Raw genomic sequence first — 22,636 nt, forward strand, 5'->3', positions numbered from 1 at the left:
TCAAAGCTTATCCCTGAATGTTTTGGGCGACACGCCCATGATTAATTTAAAAGATCTGGAAAAAGTATACTGATCCGGATACCCCATTTCCCCCGCAATTTCTTTCACGGTAAAATCTGTTTCTCGTAATAGCTGGCTGGCCTTCTGCATGCGGAGGGACGTGAACAGCTGAATAGGAGAGTAGCGTGTTTTTTCTTTGAATAACGCAGAAAGATAAGAAGCAGAGAAACCCGTTTCGCGCGATAGGTCTGCCAACGTTAAGTGTTTATCCAGTTGTTGCTTCATTAGCGTGATACATCGTTCTATAATATTTTCTGCTCCGTGTTTCATGTAATTAAAAACGGTGAGGCGGAAAGTACCGAGGAAACTATAGAAGCGGAAGTTGGCATATAACAGGTTCTCAATATTATTCATGAGGTCCAGGTGATGCAGAATATCATCAAACTGCGCATTCCTGCCCACCAACGGTGGGATGGTATGCGGCTTTAAGGTAGTACCGAGGTAACGGTAGATGTCATCTGCCAGCAGTCCGGAAAACTGTACGGAATACAAACGCCAGGGATCATCCGGAGAAGGTCCCGAACGAAAAGTGGTATTCGCCGGAATGATCAGGTACTGATTGGTTTTGATGACTGTTCTTTTTTTGCCCACTTCCAGCCAGCCCTTGCCATGTGCGGAATATAACAGGGTATATACCGGCGATGCCTTTACTTCACCGGGTTCTCTGGCAGTATTTTCAGGATAGCAGCCAATGTTGGTAATAAAAAGATTCCTGCCAAGCGGATGTTTTTCCAGCTTACGTTTCAGGTGGTCCGGTAAGATCCATGTACTGGGCGTGTTGGCGGCAAGGTGATTCATGGTGATAGTAATTTAAGCCATTCTTTTCATAACATGCAACATTGTTTGATACAAAAAAAAAGACAACCTTAGCATAAGAAAGCAGCACTGTGATTTTTTGTTTCCACGTATGAAATTATCAACCAATAGCGAACACCTATGCATCAAATGCCTTTAATTGATCTGGCTGTCATTGTGATTTACCTGGTGTGTATGATCCTGGTAGGAGTGTGGTTTTCCAGGAAAAACAAGAATGCCGCACAATTTACAACGGCCTCCGGAACTATTCCGGGCTGGGCATTGGGACTTTCGTTGTACGCTACTTTTTTAAGCAGCAATACTTTTCTGGGCGTGCCCGGAAAATCTTTCGGCAGCAACTGGAATGCATTTGTATTCAGCTTGTCGATGCCACTGGCGGCCTTTATTGCGGCAAAGTATTTTGTGCCATTCTATCGCCATAGCGGTGAAGTAAGTGCCTATACACATCTGGAACGCCGCTTCGGCCCCTGGGCCAGAACATACGCCATGGTTTGTTTTATGTTGATGCAACTGGCCAGGATGGGGTCTATCTTTTTTGGTGTAGCACTCGCGTTACAGGCGCTGACAGGTTTGGAAATGCGTACAATCATGACCGTTACAGGCATCTGCATTATCATCTATACAGTGTTGGGCGGGATGGAAGCTGTTATCTGGACAGAAGTATTGCAAGGTATCGTTAAAACCGCCGGGGCGTTAATTATCCTGGGGCTGGTGATTACGGGGATGAACAACGGGATCGCTGATATTTTCAGGATTGGGATGGACAACGCCAAGTTTTCACTGGGGAGTTTTAATCCGGCCGATGTGAGTACCTCTACTTTCTGGGTGGTATTGCTGTATGGATTTTTCATCAACCTGAATAATTTCGGTATGGACCAAAACTACGTACAGCGCTATCATACAGCCAGATCAGAGAAGGAAGCTTCCCGCAGTATCTGGTTATGTGTATACTGGTATGTGCCGGTAAGTATGGTCTTCTTTTTTATTGGTACGGCCTTATTTGCCTACACGCAACAACATCCGGAAATGATACTGGCAGTGAAGCAAACGGTAGCTGCCGAGCGGCATGTGCCCGTGGAAACCTTGTTGCCAGCTGATTATGGCGATAAAGTATTGCCCTGGTTTATGGTCACAAAAGTACCAAAAGGGTTGCTGGGATTAATTGTTGCCGCTATTCTATCGGCAGCTATGAGCACTGTGAGCAGTGGTATGAACAGCACCGCTACTGTTTTTCTGAAAGATATTTACCAGCGGTATATCAACCGGGCATCCGGTCCTGAGAAAGATATGAAGGTACTCTACATCGCTACTACGGTGACAGGTTTGCTGGCCATTCTCTTTGGCATCTCCATGATAGGAGTGAAAAGCATCCTGGATATGTGGTGGGAATTATCGGGCATCTTCGCCGGCGGTATGTTGGGTTTATTCCTGCTGGGCATTGTGTCCAGAACAAAAAATGCCGCCGCCGTTACAGCTACCGGGATAGGCCTGGTGGTAATTCTCTGGATGTCGCTTTCAAAATACCTGCCTGCGGCATGGGAGCAATGGCGTAGTCCGTTGCATGTGCACCTGATTATTGTAGTGGGCACTTTGTCAATATTCCTGGCGGGCATGCTGCTAACGCGGCTGCAAGGCAGGGCACTCCCTGAATCTTAAACCTATTTGTTATGCAAAAGAAATTTGTACCGGTGATGATCACACCGTTTAATCTGAAAGCACAGATTGATCACGACATGGTGGAGCAGCTGATAGACTTTTACCTGGAAGCCGGTGTGAAAGGTTTTTTCGCTAACTGTCTTTCTTCTGAAATGTACAGCATCAGTGAAGATGAGCGGCTGGAGCTCACCCGCCATGTAGTCCGTTATGTAAATGGCCGGGCGCCGGTAGTCGCTACCGGATCGTTTGGATTAACCATTCCCGACAAGGCATTGTTCACCCAAAAGATCCATGATACAGGAGTAGATTCGGTGATCATGATCACCGGGCATTTTGCGAACATAGATGAGCCGGATGATATCCTGCTGCAAAGATTTGAGCAACTGTTTTCGCTCACCGGCAATATTCCCCTGGGTTTGTATGAATGTCCTGCACCTTATAAAAGAGTGATAACTCCGGAGATTTTAGCTACATTACTGGCCACCAACCGGTTGATTTATCATAAAGATACATCCTGCAGTGTAGAAAACGTAAGGGCTAAACTGGCCGTGACAGCGGGGAGCCGGCTGGAGTTCTACGATGCACACACGCCTAACGCGGTCGCCTCTATGAAAATGGGCGCTGCCGGCATGTCATCTATCTCCGGCAATTTTTATCCGGAAATACTGGTATGGCTGTGTAACCATATGAACGACGAAAGCAAACAGGAAGATGTACGCTGGATACAGGCGGAGTTGCAAAGGGTAGATCCGCTGATTCATATAGGGTATCCCTTGAGTGCCAAATACTTTTTACAGCTGAGGGGGCTGCCGGTGCGTACTATCAGCCGCGCACATGCGCTGGAACTAACGCCGGAGCAGAAGGGCACGTTACAACAGATTTACCGTGATTTCAAAGGCTGGTGCGATAGATTACAGATAAAGGAAGTGGTGACAGCTACCCTGCCTTCACATTAATTAGTTGTTATTTTTCGACCGGAAATTATGACGGCAAACGGCCAATGTGTAGTTTAGAGAAATCCTTATTCCTAATTCACATAAGAGATGTCAACCAGCCTTTATAATTCACAGCAAGACGAAAAGTTCCTGTGGGTCCGGCTCTGTGAAGGAGACCGGGATGCTTTCGGGGAAATATACCGGCGCTACTTTCCGCTGCTGTTCCGGTATTGTATCCGGTTTACAACGGATCGTAGCCTGGTAAAAGACATGTTGCAGGACTTCTTTTCACAGCTGTTCCTGCAACGCGCCGGTCTTGCCACGCCTGTCAACCTGAAAAGTTACCTGCTGGTATCTGCCAGAAGAAAATTATTCCGCTACCTGGAGAAATCATCCAGACTGCCTGGTAACCTGGACGAAGGCACCCTATCACTCTTCGACCTGGAACTGTCTCCTGAAAGTATCCTGATCCACCGCCAACATACAGAGCAAGCCAGCCGCCTGCTGCAGCAAAAATTGAATGCACTCACCCTCCGGCAAAAAGAAGCGATCTATCTCCGTTTTTACGAAAACCTTGCCTATGAGGAGATTGCGGAGATTATGGTATTGAAAGAAGTAAAATATGCACGCACCTTAATATACCGCGCGATAGCAGAATTAAAGGAATTACTAGCACCCAATGAATCGGCCCTGATGTTCCGTTAAAAAATAATTTAAAAAAAGATTGATTTTCCTGAGGGCATTTATTCGATTCCCGACTCTTCTGATTGTATAAGGTATTTTTTTATGAACTATGGTGGATACGCTGCTGCAGATTTTGCGGCAGATGCCTCATTCCGGGCATGGGTGCTGCATGATAGAGATAAGGCCGCTTTCTGGGCGGACTGGCAGTCAGCGCATCCGGAAAAAGAATCCGTGTTGCAGGAGGCAAAGGCAATGGTACTCGCACTTCGGTTCCGGAGTAATGAGGTAAGTATGGAAGAAATGCACGCTGTAAAAGATCAGATAGACAACCTGCTGAACGATGCCGTCATTAAAAAAAATAACGGACTACTGCGCAGCAGATGGTTATATGTCATGGGCGCTGCAGTGGTTGCTGCCAGCGTAATCCTGTTGAACGTTATATGGTATAGTACCGGTAATGCAGCCCCGGAGAAGATCATCGTACAAACCGGTTTTGGTGAAACCAAAACTGTGCAGTTGCCGGATGGATCTGTGGTACAGCTCAACGCTAATTCATCCATCACCTATCCGGCCAGATGGCAGCAGGATAAAGTAAGAACAGTGACACTACGTGGAGAAGCCTATTTTAATGTATCTAAATCACCTGCGGGCCTGCATCCTAAATTCCGGGTGTTAATGCCACAGGTGACCATTGAGGTGAAGGGCACCGCCTTTAATGTATATAACCGGCACGATAACGTAAAAGTATTACTGGAGGAAGGAAAGATCGTGGTAAATGATAGTCTGCATATGCAGCCCGGCGATCGGATGTTGTTTACACCTGGCGCACACCAACGCCTGCAGGCAGATGCGGCACAACTCACTGCGTGGAAACAACACCGCCTGGTATATCGCGATGAATCATTGATCAATGTAGCACAGCAATTAGAAGATATTTACGGCTATCATATTCAATTCAGGAATAAAAGGATGGAGGGCTTGCTGTTCACCGGTTCTGGTCCTGCTGCTGATCCTGGAATGCTATTGAAAGCTATGGCCACCGTGCATCAGCTGAAAATGACACAAAACAATTCAGTCATCATTTTTGAATAAAGGTTTTAAAATTTACAGTTATGCAAAAGAGCTTTACGAAGCTTTATGCTCCATGGAGCGTCCTGCTGCTGTTATTGTTACTGCTGACCACCCACACGGGAGCACAACAATTAATGGTGAACAGCGGAAACACTCCAGGGGAAGCAGAATCCATCTCCCTCCGCCAAATGCTGACCAACCTGGAAACCAGGTTGAATGTCAGCTTTAATTATTCCCCCGTACAGGTAGCCGACAAGTTTGTTGCCGTAAAACAGGCAAGATTAACTGCCGGCAACCTGGAAGGGCAACTCAGTAAAATACTGACGCCACTGGGATTACAGGTGGTGAAACTCAGTGAACATGATTATGCCATTCGCGCATCAGCAGTATCTAAAGTAACTGCTGTTGCTGATGTGCAGGTAAAAGGTACGGTAACAGATGAAAAAGGGAAAGGGGTTCCCGGTGTAAGCGTGCATGAGAAGGGTACTTCCAATGGCACAGCTACAGATGCGAATGGGAATTTTTCTTTGCGTGTAGTGGGCGCTGATGCAGTGCTGGTATTTCGCTCCGTAGGTTATCTTACAAAAGAGCAATCTGTTGCCAACGGTAATATGCAGGTGCAGCTAACCCCGGATATTCGTAGTCTCGATGATGTGGTGGTGACCGCACTCGGTATTAAGCGCCAGGAAAAAGCACTGGGCTATTCTATTGCCACATTGAAAGGCGATCAGGTAAGCACAGTGAAAGAAGTCAATGTCGCCAACGCGTTATCCGGCAAGGTAGCCGGTGTAAATGTGAGAAGTACGAGTTCTGATCCCGGTGGCACTTCGCTGGTGACCATCCGCGGGCAAAGTAGTCTTAGTGGCTATAACCAGCCATTATATGTAGTGGATGGTATTCCCATTGCACCGGCAGTACGTAATCCGACACAACCAGTAGGTGAGGTAGTGGTAGATTATGGAAGTACGGTGTCTGACATCAATCCGGATGATATTGCTAATATCAGCGTACTTAAAGGGGCCAGTGCCTCTGCTTTGTATGGTTCACGCGCTATCAACGGTGTAATATTGGTAACCACTAAATCCGGTTCCGGCACAAAGAAAGGGTTGGGTGTTTCGGTCAACTCCAGCATTATGCTGGACCAACCCTGGTTGTTTCCGAAATTCCAGAATGAATTTGGCGCCGGCGACAGGGCCGGATCTGATGAAACCATTTCTGAAGCGTCCTGGGGACCCAGACTGAATGATGGATCCAAACATGTACAATGGGATAGCCCGCTGGATGCCAATGGTAATCCTATTCCTACTGACTGGGTATCCTATCCAAACCGGCATAAGGATTTTTTCCGCACCGGTTCGACGTTTACCAACAACGTGGCGATTACTGAAAATAATAAAGACGGGAATCTGCGTCTTTCCTTCACTAACCTGAGTAACGAAGGAATTACCCCCAATACCGACCTTAAAAGAAATACACTCAATCTCGCTGCCGGTTATACCCTGCATCCAAAAGTAAGGGTGAGTACCAATATCGGCTATACGAAAAATAGTAGCGGCAACCGTCCTACTTTCAACCGGGGCAGTGTCAGCAATATTGTCTATACCACTACGCCTAACATCGATATCAAAAAACTGCGTAATTACTGGTTGCCTGGTAAAGAAGGATTGCAACAGTTTACACATTTGCCCGGAAGTACAGATAATCCCTACTTTGTCGCATATGAATTCACTAATGCGTACGACCGTGACCGTATCATGGGCAACGTAGAATTAAATATAGAGATTACGAAAGACCTTACCCTCATGGGCCGTACCGGTATGGATCTTTATTCGGAATCCCGGGAAAGTAAACGACCATTTGGTTCGATCAATAATGAAACCGGTGCCTACGCCGTTTCAACGGAGTATTTCCGGGAACAGAATACCGACTTTTTGCTGACATATAAAAAGCAGCTCAACAAGGATTTCTTTTTCTCTGTATCCGGTGGTGCTAACCGCATGAACCAGGTGGGAAGAGGTACTTCGCAGAGTTCCGAAAGCCTGGTAATACCGCAGTTATTCAATATTTCCAACGCCAAAGCCGGTACTGTCAGGAATATCTCCAATAGGTCTACTAAACGTATCAACAGTGTGTATGGAATGGGACAGGTAAGTTATCGTAATTACGCTTTTCTTGACCTGACAGCCAGAAACGATTGGTCCAGCACCCTGCCTACAGGCTCTAACTCCTATTTTTATCCTTCGGCCGCCTTAAGCCTGGTGGTGTCAGATATGCTGAACATTAAATCCGAGGTGCTTTCTTTTGCCAAGCTGAGAGCCAGCTGGGCGCAGGTAGGTGGCGATACAGATCCTTATAACCTATATAATACGTTTAATTTCGGACAAGACTGGGATAATGTGAAACAGGCTAATATCAGCGACGTTCTGAAGAATAATCACCTTAAACCACTCATTGCTACCTCGCATGAATTTGGTGCAGATATCAGGTTCTTAAAAGGAAGACTGGGAATAGATTTTACTTACTATAATACGGTGAATCGTAACCAGATTATTCCTATTCCCACCACATCGGCTTCCGGTTATAAAAGCATGATTGTAAATGCGGGAAAAATACAGAATAAAGGTATTGAGATCGCATTGAATGCAACGCCGGTAGCAGGGCCATTCCGTTGGGATCTCCAGGTAAATTATACCCGTAACCGTAACAAAGTACTGGAGCTGGTAGATGGTATCAGCAGCTATCTGGCCGGTGGGGCAGAAGGTATCCGCTTCCTGGTACAGGAAGGTTCTGAAATGGGGGATATGTATGCACAGGGCTGGGAAACGGTGCCGGATGGAGAACATAAGGGAGCACCTTTACTGGCCAGCGATGGCAGTTATCAGAAAGTAAATGATTATGTGAAGATTGGTAATTACAACCCTGACTTTTCAGTAGGTATTTCAAATACTTTCAGCTACAAAGGATTTACGCTGAATGTACTGATCGACTGGCGCCAGGGAGGGAAGTTCTTCTCCTATGTAGCCAAGAATCTGTTGAGTGATGGCCGTACAGAAAGGACCCTTCCGGGCCGTGATCCTAAAAACGGAGGACTTAGCTGGACAGATGATGCCGGCCATCCACGTACAGATGGTATGATCCTCGATGGTTATATCGATGAAGGCAACGGTAAATATAAAAAGAATGATATCGTCACAGATCCGGAAAACTACTATGGCGAATATTACTGGAGTTTTAACGGTCGTTCTACTTTTGATGCCAGCTATGTAAAATTGCGGGAAGCTTCGCTTACCTACAACTTTTCAAAGAAAACACTGGGTAGATTGCCACTGGGAAATTTGTCGGTATCACTGATAGCCCGCAACCTGTTCACCTGGACAGCTGCGGAAGCAGGATATGATCCGGAAACGGCTATGACCATCTCGAATGGTAGTTTCTCTCCGGGAGTAACCAGCTGGGGATTGCCTTACACCCGTTCCTTTGGTGCTAAAGTAGGTTTCAATTTCTAAACCAATAATTGTATGGTTATGCAACGCATGCCTTTAAAATATTACATACTGCTGTTCGGCGTGCTTTTCGCTTCCTGTAAAAAGGGATTGGAGGAGCTCAATGTAAATCCGAATGAATCAGAAGTGATCAACCCGGAATTCCTGATGTCATCTGTGCTGATCAAAACAGCCTATATGTACCAGGATGAAGCCTATACGAGTAAACCTGCGTCTGCAGGCCGTTACATTACAATGGTGCGCAATGAGGGCGACGATAAATTTGACTGGGGGCCTCAAAGCTGGGATGATTATTACAGCCGGCTGTCTGCCAACCGTGAAATGATGGACCTGGCCACCAAACAAAATGCGCCACAATATATCGCCGTAGGTAAAGTATTGGAGGCATTTAATTTTGCCTATGTTACGGACCTCTTCGGAGATATTCCTTACAGTGAAGCGCTATTGCTGAAAAGCCAGACACTGAGCCACCCTAAATACGACCAACAGGAGGTGATTTATCCCGCTTTGCTGAAAACATTAAGAGAAGCCAATGATGGACTGACCAGCAGTAGTGGTGACATAGATGCCAAAGCAGATGTGATGTACGGAGGAAAGGCCATCCAGTGGCGTAGGTTTGCCAATTCACTCCGATTAAGAATGTTATTGCGCATATCAAAAAAATATAGCACTGCTTTTACTGAAATGCAGGAGATCCTCAATGATAAAAATAAGTATCCGATCTTTGAAAGCAATGCAGACAATGCAGAACTAAAATACCTTGGTAAGATAAGCGATGATAGCTGGCCACTATCCAATTCATTCGCCGAATTTGACAAACGTAAACCCAGTAAGGAAATCGTAGATGCACTGGTAAAGCGCAAAGATCCACGGCTGCAGGTATGGATCGCTAAAGTCGATTCACTGAAAGGAGGTACAATAGATCCCCTTCCGTACGTAGGTGTACCTAATGCTATTTCTGCGCCTTACGACTACAACGGTGGTGCCGATCATATATCGCGCCTTTCTAAAATGTTTGCAAGTAAAAGTGATCCCATGGTAAATGCTACGATGCTTACCTATGCGGAGGTATGTTTTATCCTGGCAGAATGTGTACAGGCGGGAAAAGTAACGGTAGCAGGTAAAACAGCCGAAAATCTTTACTATGATGGCATCAACGCCAGCATGAAATATTACGGTGTCGATAAAACAGCGACAGATTCGCTTTACTATAATCAGCCACTTGTGAAATACAACGGTACCTTGGAACAACTGATTGGTCAGAAATGGATCGCCGGGTTCATTAAAACCCCGGAAGCATGGTTCGATAACCGCCGCACCGGATTCCCGAAATTCGTACTGGGACCACTTTCCTCTACCCCCGTTTTACCTAAACGTTACATCTATCCAACCGGCGAACGCGATACCAATGAAGATAAATACCAGCAAGCTTTAGCTGTATTCGGTCCTGATAAACAAACCACGCTGATGTGGTACCTGAAATAAAATATTAAATAAAGCGGGTGGCCCGTTGCCACCCGCTATTTTGCCCTGCTATTCCTTTTTTTTCTTTGTTAAGCCGTCTTAAGTTAAATAATGAGAGGATTCCTTACTATACTATTTTTAATTCCATTTTTTTGTAGCGCTGCCGGTTTGCAGCAGGTAACTATTGTTAGTAAAGATAAACAGATTGCTGCCCAGGTATTACAGGAAGAAGTACAACGCCGTACCGGTCTTACCTGGCCGATCAGCAACAAGATGCCGGAGAACGGCCCTGTGATTGTATTCACCAGCATCAAATGTGTACCGGAATCTTATCACATCCGGACAGTAACAGATAAAAACAGGCAAATCATACAGGTAACCGGTGATGGCACCCGTGGCTTGTTATACGGTGCGGGCTACCTGCTTCGCATCATGGAGTACCGGCAGCAAGAGGTAACGTTGCCGGATATACTAAAAGTAGATGCCAGCCCGGAAAAGGCCGTGCGCGGGCATCAGATCGGTTACCGCAATCTGGCTAACTCCTACGACGGATGGACGCCGGAGCAATACGAACAATACATCCGCGACCTGGCGATTTTCGGGGCGAATAGTATTGAAGCAATTCCTTTTATGCCGCCATCTCCCCATTTCCACCTGTCCTCCATGGACATGAACAGGCGTATCAGCAGCTTTTGCAAAAAATATGACCTGGACTTTTCTGTATGGACACCCGCCACTTTTGATCTGAAAGATACCGCAAAGAGAACCCATTACCTGCTGCAGTTTGATACCCTCTTCCGGCAGGCAGTACGACTCGATGCCGTGTTCTTTCCTGGCGGAGATCCCGGCAACAACCCACCACAACTGGTGATTCCGCTACTGGAAGAATTATCCGTTGCCTTAAAAAAGTATCATCCGAAAGCGCGTATCTGGTTATCGCTGCAAGGCTATAACCCGGACGAATGCGCGTTCGTTTATTCCTATATCCATCAACACATGCCGACGTGGCTGGGCGGGATCGTAGTTGGTCCCTCCAACCCTTCGCTGGAAGACACCAGGGCCGCATTGCCCGCCACTTATCCTATTCGTCATTATCCAGATATCACACATACGGTACGTTGTGATTACCCCGTAGTATGGTGGGATCCTGCGTTTGCCATGACGTTGGGCCGTGAGCCGGTGAATCCGCAACCCTTGTACTATGCTAATATCTACCGTTTTATTGCACCGTATATGGATGGCTTTATCAGCTATTCCGATGGAGCGCATGACGATATCAATAAAATGACCTGGAGTATGCTGGGCTGGAACAGCCAGGCAGATGTCAGAGATATATTAATACAATACAGCAATTTCTTTTTTGGTGCTGCTTTTCGGGAAGACGCTGCTGACGGTATCCTTGCGCTGGAAAAAAACTGGGATGGTGCTATCGCCGATAATGGTGGCATCGAAGCAACATTACTGTTATGGCAAAAGCTGGAGCAGGAACATCCGGAGCTGGCCACTAACTGGCGCTGGCAGATGTGCCTGTTGAGAGCTTACTATGACGCCTATACGAGAAAACGTGCTATCCGTGAGGCAGCACTGGAAGCTGCTGTCAATCGTACACTACTGGAAGGAGGCGATGCAATGGGCCGCGCAGAAAAAATATTGAAACAGGCAGATGAAGTTATCATGCCGCAATGGCGCGATCGTATCATCGCATTATGTGACGCACTTTTTAAATCAGTGGCCCTGCAAACCAGTGTAGCCAAATACCAGGCTGCCGGGCCGGAAAGAGGTGCAGTACTGGATTTTCTTGACAGACCACTGAATAACCGCTGGTGGCTGGAAGACCAGTTCCGTTATATTCGCACACTACCGGACACGGCACAACGGAAAGCACTGGATACCATTGCCCGCTGGGAAAATCCCGGACCGGGAAGTTATTATGATGCGGTAGGCAATATTTCCAAATCGCCGCACGTAGTGCGTACGGAAGATCTGCACACCGATCCGTTGGTGCGCAGGAGTGATGCTCCCGGCTTCGATTGGTGGGAGAGTGGCTATAGCCGTAAAAGACTTTCCTGGATGGTAAGTTTGCGCTGGCCTTCTGCTATGCGCTACGACCACCTGGATACCACGGCGCAATATGTGATCCGCGTAACCGGCTATGGAGAAAGCCTGCTGCGTGCCAATGGCATAAGACTTATCCCCGGCTTATACAACAAAGGAATCGGAGAAGGAAAAGAATTTGCGGTGCCTCCGGCGCTGAGTAAAACCGGCACTCTTTTACTTACGTGGGATAGTATAGATGAAGAACACCTCAACTGGCGCCAACATTCAAGGGTCACCGAAGTGTGGCTGATTAAATTATAAAACTATCGGAATGAAGAAATTAACGAACCTGGCAGCAGCTCTGCTGCTGTCGTGTGCTACCTATGCCACGTCCGACCAGCCTTTCACGCAGGCGGTATCTGTTAAGTATCATGTTCCGGCAGGACTGCAGCTACTTAAAGTCATCACAGATTACAACGACAATATACAGGTACTCACTTCGCAGGGATTTTATCGCCTCAGCGGAAACGACCTGGTACGGGATCTCCGCTTCCGGCCACTGGCACAGAAAGTACCGGTGGATGTGACCACGCAGGAAAGCAGCGGACACCTGTATTATCTGTATCCGGATAAATGCCTGACCAATGGTTACGCAGGTGTGCCTTATATCAATTTACCGCTGAATAAATTCAACCGCGTGGTGGTAGATGCTGCCGGTCGTATGCTATTATCCGGTAACAATGCCCTGGCGATTGGGCACAACAGCCAGCTGCAGGAATTACCCGTCATCCCGGAAGGCATTCAAAGTATGGCTGCCAATGCAGGGGAGTTTTTTATCCTGAGTGCCAAAGCAGTATATCGTTTTGATGGAACACAGTTTATTCGTGTACATGCTGTTAACGGCGCCACTGCCATGACTTTCAACGGAAACGATATTATACTGGGTACTGCTAATGGTTATTACGGGATTAACCGCCGCACGGGCGATACGAGTTTGTCCCTGCAGGTACGTGTACCCGTTCCCGATATACGTGCGTTAATGGTCGTGAATGGACATCTCTGGGCAGGCACACCGGAAGGTGCTTTCATGAAAACGGATGCCGGCAGTTACCGCTATTTCGCTTCCCGCCGCTGGTTGGATCAGGATGCGGTGAAAGACATGGCTGCCGATAGTAACGGTGACGTATATATCCTCACCGCTACCGGTCTCAATAAGATTGCATTTACCCAACAAACACTTGCACAGAAAGCTGCTTATTTCGAACGCAAAATCCGGGAGCGTCATATCCGTTATGGCTTTATCGCTAACCTGCACCTGAACCCGCCAGGTGATGTAGCTTCCGCTGAAATGGCGGATACAGATAATGATGGTCTCTGGAGCAGCTTTTATCTCGGTAGCCAGGCTTTCCGTTATGCCGTGACGCATGAAGCGGTGGCTAAACGCTATGCCTGGGAAGCTTTTGAAGCGTTTGAAAGAATACTGTCTATCAACCAACTGAAAGGATTTCCTTCCCGCACATTTGAAAGAAAAGGTTACAAAAATTCCGATCCCGAAAGGTGGCGTGATTCGCCTGATCCGGAATGGGAGTGGAAAGGACATACCAGCAGTGATGAATATGTGGCCTATATCTGGGTAGCTGCCATCCTGCATGAAATGGTAGCAGAAACGCCGGAAGAAAAACAACGGGTCACTGCTTTCATTGATAAGATCATGACCCATATCCTCGACCATAAATATACCCTGGTGGATATAGACAATAAGCCTACGCTGTGGGCCCGCTGGGGACCGGAATACATTAACTGGTATCCGGCTACCATCGGTGACCGCAGACTGGGCAGTACTACCATCATGGCCGGGCTGCAGTTGGCCTATGCACTCACCGGAAAGGAACGATATAAAACCGAAGCCTATAAGCTTATTAACAAGTACGGCTATCTAAAAAATATCGTCATCGATTATCGCACTATTAAACCTACGCCCGGCTATCTGCACATGGGCATAGATATGGGCATGGGCGACTGGAATCACTCTGATGATGAAATGGCTTTTTTGACCTACTGGGTACTGTATAAGTATGCATTTACGGATGAAATGAAACAGCAATACAAAGGCGCTATCCTCAATCACTGGGAAGTAGAACGTCCGGAGAAAAACGCGCTGTGGAACCTCATCACGCTGGCAACAGCCGGTGAACAGGATGCTGCTGCTACCACGTGGTGGCTCCAAACTTTTCCGATGGACCTGGTTACCTGGACCATCAAAAATTCAAGCCGGAAAGATATTGCCCTGCTGCCACCTAACTTCCGTCATCAGGCTACGGAAGTACTGCTGCCATTGGATGAACTGCCGGTACACCGGCACAACGCCAATGCCTTCACACTGGATGGTGGTCATGAGGGTGAGTCGGAACTGGCCGGCGATGAATTTTTACTGCCATATTGGATGGCACGTTACCTGAAAGTATTGGAATAGCGCACGAGGGAATATTACCAGCAAGGCCGCGACCATCCATTGATGGTCRCAGCCTTGCTTTTGTGYGCGGTTGCTGCTGAAATATCAGGCTGTGTTACTTCCCGCTTCTTCCAATCCGTTCCACTATCCGGATTCCTTTTTCAATTGCCTGTGGGGAACGATGTTTCACATTGTCCAACACCGTCACTTTCACCGGCGATACGCCACAGAATTTTAAGGTGGCGGTCTTCATGGCGCGAATGCCTGCTTTGCCATATACCAGGCGGTTGTACCATGCCGGCGCATCCATGGTAGTAATAATACGTCCTGATTTATGTTTGAGCAGTTTATCCCACATCGTGGATTTTTCCCTGTACTTAAATGTTTTTCCTGGTAGAAATACTCTGTCAATAAAGCCTTTAAGCAATGCCGGCATGGTACCCCACCAGGTAGGATAGATCCATACCAGGTGATCTGCTGCCTGTATCTGTTGCCAGGTAGTTTCCAGGTCGGGCTCCCAGGTGATTCTTTCCCGGTACCCATGGCGGAGGTTGAGTTCAAACTTTAAATCATGTAAATGTATCAGTTGTGTGTCATGTCCTGCCGAAAGCGCTGCCTGCTGATAGGTGGTGGCCAAAGCGCTGCAATAACTGCCCGGATGCGGGTTTCCCTGTATAATCAATATCCTTTTCATACTATTTATCTGTTACGGCACGAAATTGCCGGATATATCAAAGGCATTATTTGATATAAATCAAATAGTGGGATATCGCTTAATACCTGCCGCGCAGGCGGCTGAGGGTTTCCGGAGTAATGCCCAGGTAAGAGGCCACGTAGCCCAATGGTGCACGTTGCAGTAACTCAGGTTGTGTGGCCAGCAGGGTTTGATAGCGTTGTTCGGAAGATTGCAGCCGAATGGCTTTCAACTCTTTTTCCTGATCCAGGTAGTAGTGGGTAATCATGATACGGCCTAATCTTTCCAGTTCATGATGGGCATCGTACAGGGCTTCCAGTGCGGCAAATTCTATGTAAAACAGCTCACTGTCTTCCAGTGTTTCTATACCATAAAATGCGGGTTCATTTGATAACAGGCTGCCCATAGCACAAACCACGCAGCGCGGGGTGCCAAAAGAAGAGGTGACCTCTTTGTCGTTGTGCGTATAATAGGCGCGTACCAGTCCTTTGTGGACAATGAAAATATGCTGTGCTGGCCTGTTTTGCTGCTGTATAATTGTTTTTTTAGGAAAATGTTCCAGGTATAAACAACTCTTTAAGGCAGTTTGTGCAGCAAGAGATAATGGGGTGATTGTGGTGAAATATTCTATGAGTGCTTGAACAGGCATATGAAAACGAATAAAAAGCGAAGGTAGGATAATGTTGGGGATGGGATCATATGATTTAAGGTGAAAAATAAATGCAGGATTATTTTCCGGACAGGAAATCAACAGCTTTATCAATCACATATAAATTTTTATTTTATACAATTGTAATTGCTTTATTGATGGTGTCTTCAGAGGAAAATGAAGAATTTCTGCTTTCATTAACATTGCGTTAATAGTAAGAGCTTACTTTGGATACAATATTTAAAGTGATGACTTTAGAGATGTTTTTTAACCGGCTGTACAATGTTAACTATCAAAAAGTCTATGACTTTTCCTACAAATTATGTGGTGATCGTCACAGGGCTAAAGACATTGCTCAACAATGTTTTCTTCGGCTATGGGAAAAAATAGATACGATCAGCAGCGATCAGGAAGATATTTTCCCACTTTTATTTGTCATTGCCAAGCGGGTTGTTATCGATGAGAGCAGAAGGGCCAATACATCTGCAAACGCCCATAAAGATATCTTTTACACCTCAACAGGCGCTGTGGATGAAACGGCTAGTAATATCGACTACAAGCAGCTGCAACACCGGCTCAGTAATATCCTTCAGTCGCTACCCGACAAACCCCGGACAGTATACCAGTTCAGAGACTCCGGTTACTCTCATAAAGAAATAGCCGCTATGCTAAACATATCAGTCACCACGGTACGTAGTCACCTTAGAACCGCCACTCATATTATCAGGAAGAGTATCGGTAACGTTACCACGATGTTGCTGTTGGCGAGTATATTGTTATGGGCATGCAGTAAGGATAAAGATGGCTCACCAACGCCCACTGGTCCAGTGACCGCAGCGGAAGTAAACCGTTGGATGTTAGATAGCATGACCTATTTCTATTACTGGGCAGACGGTCTGCCTGCTGCTCCGGATCAATCGATGGCGGCGCCGGCTTATTTCAGTCAATTGAAAAATGTGGCTGATCGCTTTTCCTTTTTATATGATCCGGCTGCGATAGCAACTTATCCTGTTAGTTTGAGGAGTGTATATGGCATGGAGGCAACTGTAATCAGTGATAGCAAGGCACCCGGTGGTGCGCTGGGAATTATTCAGCTTGTGCAGCCCGGTTCCCCTGCAGCCTCCAGGGAACTGAAGCGGGGCTTTTTATTTACGCGTATCAACGGGCAGTTGCTGAATGCTGGTAATGCGGCTTCGTTGATGTCCACATTGGTTACAGAAAAAAAGGGGGACCTTACATTGGCGAGTCGGGATGAAACGGGTAACATCACGGAAACGACTATACAAAGCATTTCCGGTGGAGGCATAACAGAAGAGCCTGCGGTACAGCAATCGGTTGTACTGAATGGCACTACCCCCAAAACAGCGTATCTGTGCTTTAACTATTTTGATGACCTGCAAAGTGATGCTTTGTTGCGTGCGTTCACCGATTATAAACAACAGGGCATACAACATCTGGTGTTAGACCTTCGCTATAGTCCTGGTGGGAGTGTGGCCATGGCAGCGACATTATGTGCCTTGTTGGGGAACCATATCCAGGGTAACAGCGTCTTTGCAAAATATGCTGGTAACAGTCGCCAGGGTAACCGGACAATGACTTTTGAAGCAGTGATGGCGCTGCCGGAAAGAGGTGCCGGGCTTACTTTTGAACAGATCAGGCCATTGCAGTTACAATTAAGTAAAGTGTATATATTAACGGGGCCTCATACGGCTTCCGCGGCAGAAATGGTTGTAAACAACCTGCAACCTTATACGACTGTTGTACAGATAGGAACTACCACGCTGGGTAAAGATGAAGGCATGGTTACCATTATTGATAGCCGCAGTCCTAAAAGGATTCCTTGGGTATTGATGCCAGTGACCTATAAGTTGCAGAATGCCTCAGGTAATGGTGGTTATAATAAAGGCATTACACCTGCTTACAGTGTAGATGAACTGTCTTTTTTACCATTACAACCACTGGGAAATGGAGCAGATCCACTGATTGCAAAAGCACTTGCACTGATAGGAGCCCCGGGGGGCCGGTTACATAGTACCACAGTTGTACCCGTGGAGAAAGCCGCTACATCGCCTGCTATGGCTTATCCTGTGATGATCAGCCACCCCTGATAAAAAGAATACAAACGGCTGTTAACCTCCTCCAATGTTATCATAATATGAACTCCACTTTTTTGCCTCCTCACTTTTTGATGGCCGAACGTACTGTTTGTATAGTTCACATATTATGTTCCTTATTTCAAATTTCAACTGGTGATCACAAAGCAATTACTTGATAATTATTTTAAAAGACAATGCACCGCAGAAGAGCAGGTGGAAGTAGAAGGATATCTTAATTCAGATGATCACACCTTGTTGGATGAGTTTTTAAGCAATAAATGGGCAGATGCGGCGGCGGCGCCATCCGATTTTGTTATACCACCGCCTATTATATTGCCGGCACGGGCAAAGGTGCGGAAGTTGCCTGTTAAATGGACCCGGTATGCAGCCGTATTCACCGGTTTGTTAACATTATCCGCCGCTGCAGTATATATGTTTTCTACGATTGGTAAAACCTCCGCTGTAAGTCGTATCGCCAAGCAACAATGGAGGGAACTGGATAATCGGGGTACTGCCATCAGGTCGGTGGTGATGGGAGATGGGACTAAAATCTGGCTGAACAAAAATGCGGTACTGCGATACCCGGATAACTATAACAAAGATACCCGTGATGTAGCGTTGATGGGAGAAGCCTATTTTGAAGTAGCTCCTGATCAGACAAAGCCTTTCAGGGTGCACACGGCTAATGTGATTACCACTGCTCTTGGAACCGCGTTTAATATCAGCGCTTTTACAATGCGGGATACGGCTATCCGTGTAAGCTTGCTGGAAGGAAAGGTGGCAGTGGCGACCGATGGGAGTACCGGCAATGTGTCTGCCCGGATACTGACACCAGGTATGACCGTGGATTTTGAAGATAATATACTCATGGATCCGGAAACAGACAGCACCGTGAGTAATGTCACCGGATGGATAAAAGATAAAGTTTATTTTAATAATACTACCCTGAAAGAAGTATGCAGACGACTATCCTATCAGTACAGCGAGAATATTGTTACAACAGGAGATGCAGGCGAACAGCGTATTTCAGGTGTGTTTAATACATCGGACGATCTTAAAACAATTGTAGCAGCCATCACATACGTGCACAAACTGAAGGTGAGCTATTCACGAGAAGGATGCCGGATAAGTAAATAACATACAAGTTAACAGTCTGAAATATTTCTGCAGCTTTTCAACAAAGCTGAGTGGCTATACTATTGCCTGTACGGGCCCATTTTAAACAACATAAAAGCGATACTATCAATGATGCTATTTGTACGGAGAATTTTTTTGTTCGTGTGTTTTGTTCAATTACTGCAACAATCACCGCTGCAAGCCCAGAACTACCAGGGGTTACAACAACTGGTTAAACTTCCCGCCGGTAAACAAACGGTGAAGGAAGTACTGAAATCATTACAACAACAGCGGGGAAACTACCGGTACATGTATGACCCCGCACAGATAGATGCATTGAGCATTAATATTCCAAAAGGAGAACTTCACTTGTCCGCACTTTTAGCATTAATGGATCAGCAGCTGCCGCTGGAAGTAGAACTGAAAGAGAATATTATTGCTATCCGCAATAGTCATGACAATAACGGATCCCTTGCGAAGACGGTGGGTACTGTACAGGGAAGAGTGTTTAATGACCAGAATGAATCTGTTCCCGGTGTAACAATATCGGCCGACAGAGGCGCACAGATTACTACTTCCCGGGTAGATGGTACTTATTTATTGCAGCTTTCGGAAGGTGCGCATAGCATACAATTCAGTCACCTGGCTTTTTCAAATACCAAAGTTGATAATGTAATCGTAAAAGGTGGAAAGGCTACGGTAAAGGATGTGATGTTGTCTTCTGCATCTTCTAATCTGAAAGGTGTTACCATAAAAGGGAATGCTAAAAGAGAAACCATCGCCGCTTTGTATAACAGACAAAAAAATGCAGCGGGGCTTACGGATGGAATCAGTTCAGAACAGATTGCCCGTACCCCGGATAAGAATGTAGGAGAGGTCCTGAAGCGTATCAGCGGGGTAGCTACGGTAGACAACAAATATGTAGTGGTGCGTGGCATGAGCGAACGGTATAATGGCGCAATGCTTAACGGGCAACTGATGCCCAGTACCGAGCTGAATAGAAAAAATTTCAGTTTCGATATCATCCCGTCTAATATCATCGATAATATCACGGTGTATAAAACCATTACACCGGATATGAGTGCAGAGTTTGGTGGCGGATTGGTAAACGTGGAAACCAAAGCCATTCCCACAGAAAACTTTTTTACTGTAAATGTCGGTGGAAGTATCAATGATAATACAACCGGTAAGCCCTTCCTCAGCCTTAAACTTGACAAGGAATACCTGGGCCGGCCATCGGATCATCGCGAGCTCTTTGGTAAGCTGGATTGGAAAGATCTGAAATCCATCCGGGCACAAACTGCTGGTCGTACCCAGCAGGATGCTGGTAGCTTTAATTTTCATTATCCGCTTAAAAAAGGGGATGTGATGTCCAATAACTGGGGTGTTTACCAGATGAATGCGCATCCGTCTCAAAATTATCAGCTTTCCTGGGGACATGTAACAAATCTCGGTAATGGCAGGCAACTGGGATTAATGGCAGCATTGAGTTACCGGAATACGCTGCAGACCCAGGACGTGGAATCGCAAAGAGATCAGTTCATTTATAACCCCAGCAAAGTAAACGGAGAGGATTCCATTATCTACAGGGGGAAACAATATGGCTTTGCTACTAACATAGGATGGCTTGGAGGTATTGGTTACACTACCCGCAAACATAAAATAAGCGTACAGACGCTATACATTAATACCCTGGATCAGCAGTTCATCCTGGGAAAGGGGATGAGTGGAATAGGTGGTGGGCAGGCGCCGAGGATAGGATATTACGATAACGTACAATGGACCCGGTTATGGCAAACCCAGTTTAAAGGAGAGCATAGTATCGGGGGAAAAGGAATTAAGATACAGTGGATGGGTACCTATGTGCAGTTGGACAGACAACGGCCGGATAACCACTATATGAATACGCCTGCTCCGTCTGACAGTATCACAAAGGATCCCTACCTGATGACAGGGCCTCCGAGCTCACAGGGTGTTGATGGCGCTATGCGCTGGTGGACAAGAGCCTATGAGTCGGACCTGAACTGGGATATTAATACACAGATACCTTTCCGGTTTAATATTGGAAATACAGTACTGACTACCACGTTTAAAGCAGGTTATGCAGGTTGGTATAAAGACCGCTCATTTTATGTGGCGCGTTCCTCTACCAACGGACCACCTTCCGATATGCCACGGCCGATACCAGCTTTCTTTGATGCCAGTAATCCGGATTATCGTTTTTCTTTTGATGATTTCGGAGATGATTTTCACCGCTATGCCGCTCTGCACGCTGTGTATGGGATGTTTGATCATAAGCTGGCTGGTAAACTGCGACTGGTATGGGGAGTAAGAGCAGAATATTATAATCTGAATAAAGTGAACTCGGTATTAGATACAGTGATTGCTCATATAGGGAACGCTAATACCTATGATTTGAGCTCACTTTATAACAGGGAGAAGAATTGGAAAGTGTTCCCTTCTGCCAGTCTGACTTACAGCCTTACAAACAAAATGAATCTCCGGGCATCGTACGCACAGAGCATTATCCGCCCGGATCTGCGTGAGCTGACTTTTTTCCGGGAATATGATTTTGAACTGGGTGGGGAATACATTAGCAACGATCCGATTGTATCTACCGGAATCAAACACTTTGATCTTCGCTATGAGTATTATCCCGGACCGGGAGAAATTCTCTCCTTATCAGTTTTTTACAAAAAGATTGATAATCCTATGGAGATCTATAAAGACTTTAATAATAATTACTATAGCCTTCAAAATAGCCATGCTGCTGAGAACAGAGGAATAGAAGCAGAAGTACGTAAATCACTGTCGTTTATTAACCTACCCGTCATCAGGAATTTTACATTGTATGCAAATGCAACCAGAATTTTCGCCAGGGTACAAAAAGCGTCCAGCATCACTTATAAGGAAGATCCGCCAGGCTCAAATAAAATGGTGCTGGTGCAGCGTATCGGTGCATGGGAAAACAGGCCCCAACAGGGTGCCAGTAACTATATGATCAATGCAGGTGCTTATTATGATATTAAATATGTATCAGTAAGTCTCACCTACAATTACGTCTCTAACCGGTTATTCATGCCTAACCAGAACTTTTATATTTCACAGTATGAACGACCGTTGGAAGCATTGGATGGACAGGTAGCCGTTCGTTTACTTAAAGATAAAATGGTGGTGCGCGCAAATGTGAGCAACCTATTGAATAGTTACTCCCTGATTTATATAAATAATGGTGATGGAGAAGAAACATCAGGCGAACAACGCACAACGAAACAACTCATGTATCAGAAAGGTAAGGATTTAATACAGCATCGGCTCACGCCAGGAAGGACTTATAGTTTCACGCTGGGGTACAACTTTTAACCCATAACAGCGATAGTAAATGAATGTATTACCGGTATAT

14 protein-coding genes are annotated in these 22,636 nt (G+C 46.2%); 11 read left to right on the forward strand and 3 right to left on the reverse strand.

Going from position 1 to position 22,636, the window contains the following annotated elements:
* Nucleotides 1–858 carry an AraC family transcriptional regulator gene (locus AC1DP6_RS13340; protein ID WP_477055280.1) on the reverse strand — a complete coding sequence of 286 codons (858 nt, stop codon included), beginning with the start codon at nucleotides 856–858 and terminating at the stop codon, nucleotides 1–3.
* Between the two features lie 147 nt (nucleotides 859–1,005).
* On the opposite strand from AC1DP6_RS13340, the gene AC1DP6_RS13345 reads away from it, so the two are divergent.
* From AC1DP6_RS13345 to AC1DP6_RS13380, 8 genes are all read left to right on the forward strand, one after another.
* The gene (locus AC1DP6_RS13345) at nucleotides 1,006–2,532 is read left to right on the forward strand and encodes a sodium:solute symporter family protein (protein WP_477055281.1); all 1,527 of its coding nucleotides are present in this window, start codon (nucleotides 1,006–1,008) and stop codon (nucleotides 2,530–2,532) included.
* A gap of 11 nt (nucleotides 2,533–2,543) precedes the next feature.
* On the forward strand, nucleotides 2,544–3,488 hold the full coding sequence (locus tag AC1DP6_RS13350) for a dihydrodipicolinate synthase family protein (protein ID WP_477055282.1): 945 nt from the start codon (nucleotides 2,544–2,546) through the stop codon (nucleotides 3,486–3,488).
* Between the two features lie 87 nt (nucleotides 3,489–3,575).
* The gene (locus AC1DP6_RS13355) at nucleotides 3,576–4,172 is read left to right on the forward strand and encodes an RNA polymerase sigma factor (RefSeq protein ID WP_477055283.1); all 597 of its coding nucleotides are present in this window, start codon (nucleotides 3,576–3,578) and stop codon (nucleotides 4,170–4,172) included.
* Nucleotides 4,173–4,253: 81 nt separating this feature from the next.
* Nucleotides 4,254–5,243, forward strand: coding sequence for a FecR family protein (locus tag AC1DP6_RS13360; RefSeq protein WP_477055284.1), 990 nt, complete (start codon nucleotides 4,254–4,256; stop codon nucleotides 5,241–5,243).
* Between the two features lie 20 nt (nucleotides 5,244–5,263).
* The gene (locus tag AC1DP6_RS13365) at nucleotides 5,264–8,728 is read left to right on the forward strand and encodes a SusC/RagA family TonB-linked outer membrane protein (RefSeq protein WP_477055285.1); all 3,465 of its coding nucleotides are present in this window, start codon (nucleotides 5,264–5,266) and stop codon (nucleotides 8,726–8,728) included.
* A gap of 12 nt (nucleotides 8,729–8,740) precedes the next feature.
* A complete protein-coding gene (locus AC1DP6_RS13370) occupies nucleotides 8,741–10,210 on the forward strand; it encodes a SusD/RagB family nutrient-binding outer membrane lipoprotein (protein WP_477055286.1) in 1,470 nt (489 codons plus the stop codon).
* A 90-nt stretch (nucleotides 10,211–10,300) separates the two neighbouring features.
* The gene (locus AC1DP6_RS13375) at nucleotides 10,301–12,547 is read left to right on the forward strand and encodes a hypothetical protein (RefSeq protein WP_477055287.1); all 2,247 of its coding nucleotides are present in this window, start codon (nucleotides 10,301–10,303) and stop codon (nucleotides 12,545–12,547) included.
* A gap of 10 nt (nucleotides 12,548–12,557) precedes the next feature.
* Nucleotides 12,558–14,699, forward strand: a complete 2,142-nt coding sequence (locus tag AC1DP6_RS13380; protein ID WP_477055288.1) for a hypothetical protein — start codon at nucleotides 12,558–12,560, stop codon at nucleotides 14,697–14,699.
* A gap of 94 nt (nucleotides 14,700–14,793) precedes the next feature.
* On the opposite strand, the gene AC1DP6_RS13385 is transcribed toward AC1DP6_RS13380, so the two are convergent.
* Together AC1DP6_RS13385 and AC1DP6_RS13390 are read right to left on the reverse strand one after the other, a co-directional pair.
* On the reverse strand, nucleotides 14,794–15,372 hold the full coding sequence (locus AC1DP6_RS13385; protein WP_477055289.1) for an NAD(P)H-dependent oxidoreductase: 579 nt from the start codon (nucleotides 15,370–15,372) through the stop codon (nucleotides 14,794–14,796).
* 79 nt (nucleotides 15,373–15,451) lie between these two features.
* The gene (locus AC1DP6_RS13390) at nucleotides 15,452–16,021 is read right to left on the reverse strand and encodes a Crp/Fnr family transcriptional regulator (protein WP_477055290.1); all 570 of its coding nucleotides are present in this window, start codon (nucleotides 16,019–16,021) and stop codon (nucleotides 15,452–15,454) included.
* 248 nt (nucleotides 16,022–16,269) lie between these two features.
* Here AC1DP6_RS13390 and AC1DP6_RS13395 point away from each other — a divergent pair, with 248 nt between their 5' ends.
* From AC1DP6_RS13395 to AC1DP6_RS13405, 3 genes are all read left to right on the forward strand, one after another.
* Nucleotides 16,270–18,129, forward strand: a complete 1,860-nt coding sequence (locus AC1DP6_RS13395) for a sigma-70 family RNA polymerase sigma factor (protein ID WP_477055291.1) — start codon at nucleotides 16,270–16,272, stop codon at nucleotides 18,127–18,129.
* 141 nt (nucleotides 18,130–18,270) lie between these two features.
* The gene (locus AC1DP6_RS13400) at nucleotides 18,271–19,254 is read left to right on the forward strand and encodes a FecR family protein (protein WP_477055292.1); all 984 of its coding nucleotides are present in this window, start codon (nucleotides 18,271–18,273) and stop codon (nucleotides 19,252–19,254) included.
* A 108-nt stretch (nucleotides 19,255–19,362) separates the two neighbouring features.
* Nucleotides 19,363–22,596 (forward strand): TonB-dependent receptor, encoded by a 3,234-nt coding sequence (locus AC1DP6_RS13405; protein ID WP_477055293.1) that lies wholly within the window; start codon nucleotides 19,363–19,365, stop codon nucleotides 22,594–22,596.
* The last annotated feature ends 40 nt before the right edge of the window (nucleotides 22,597–22,636 follow it).

The organism is Chitinophaga sp. 01L420 (assembly GCF_056399985.1).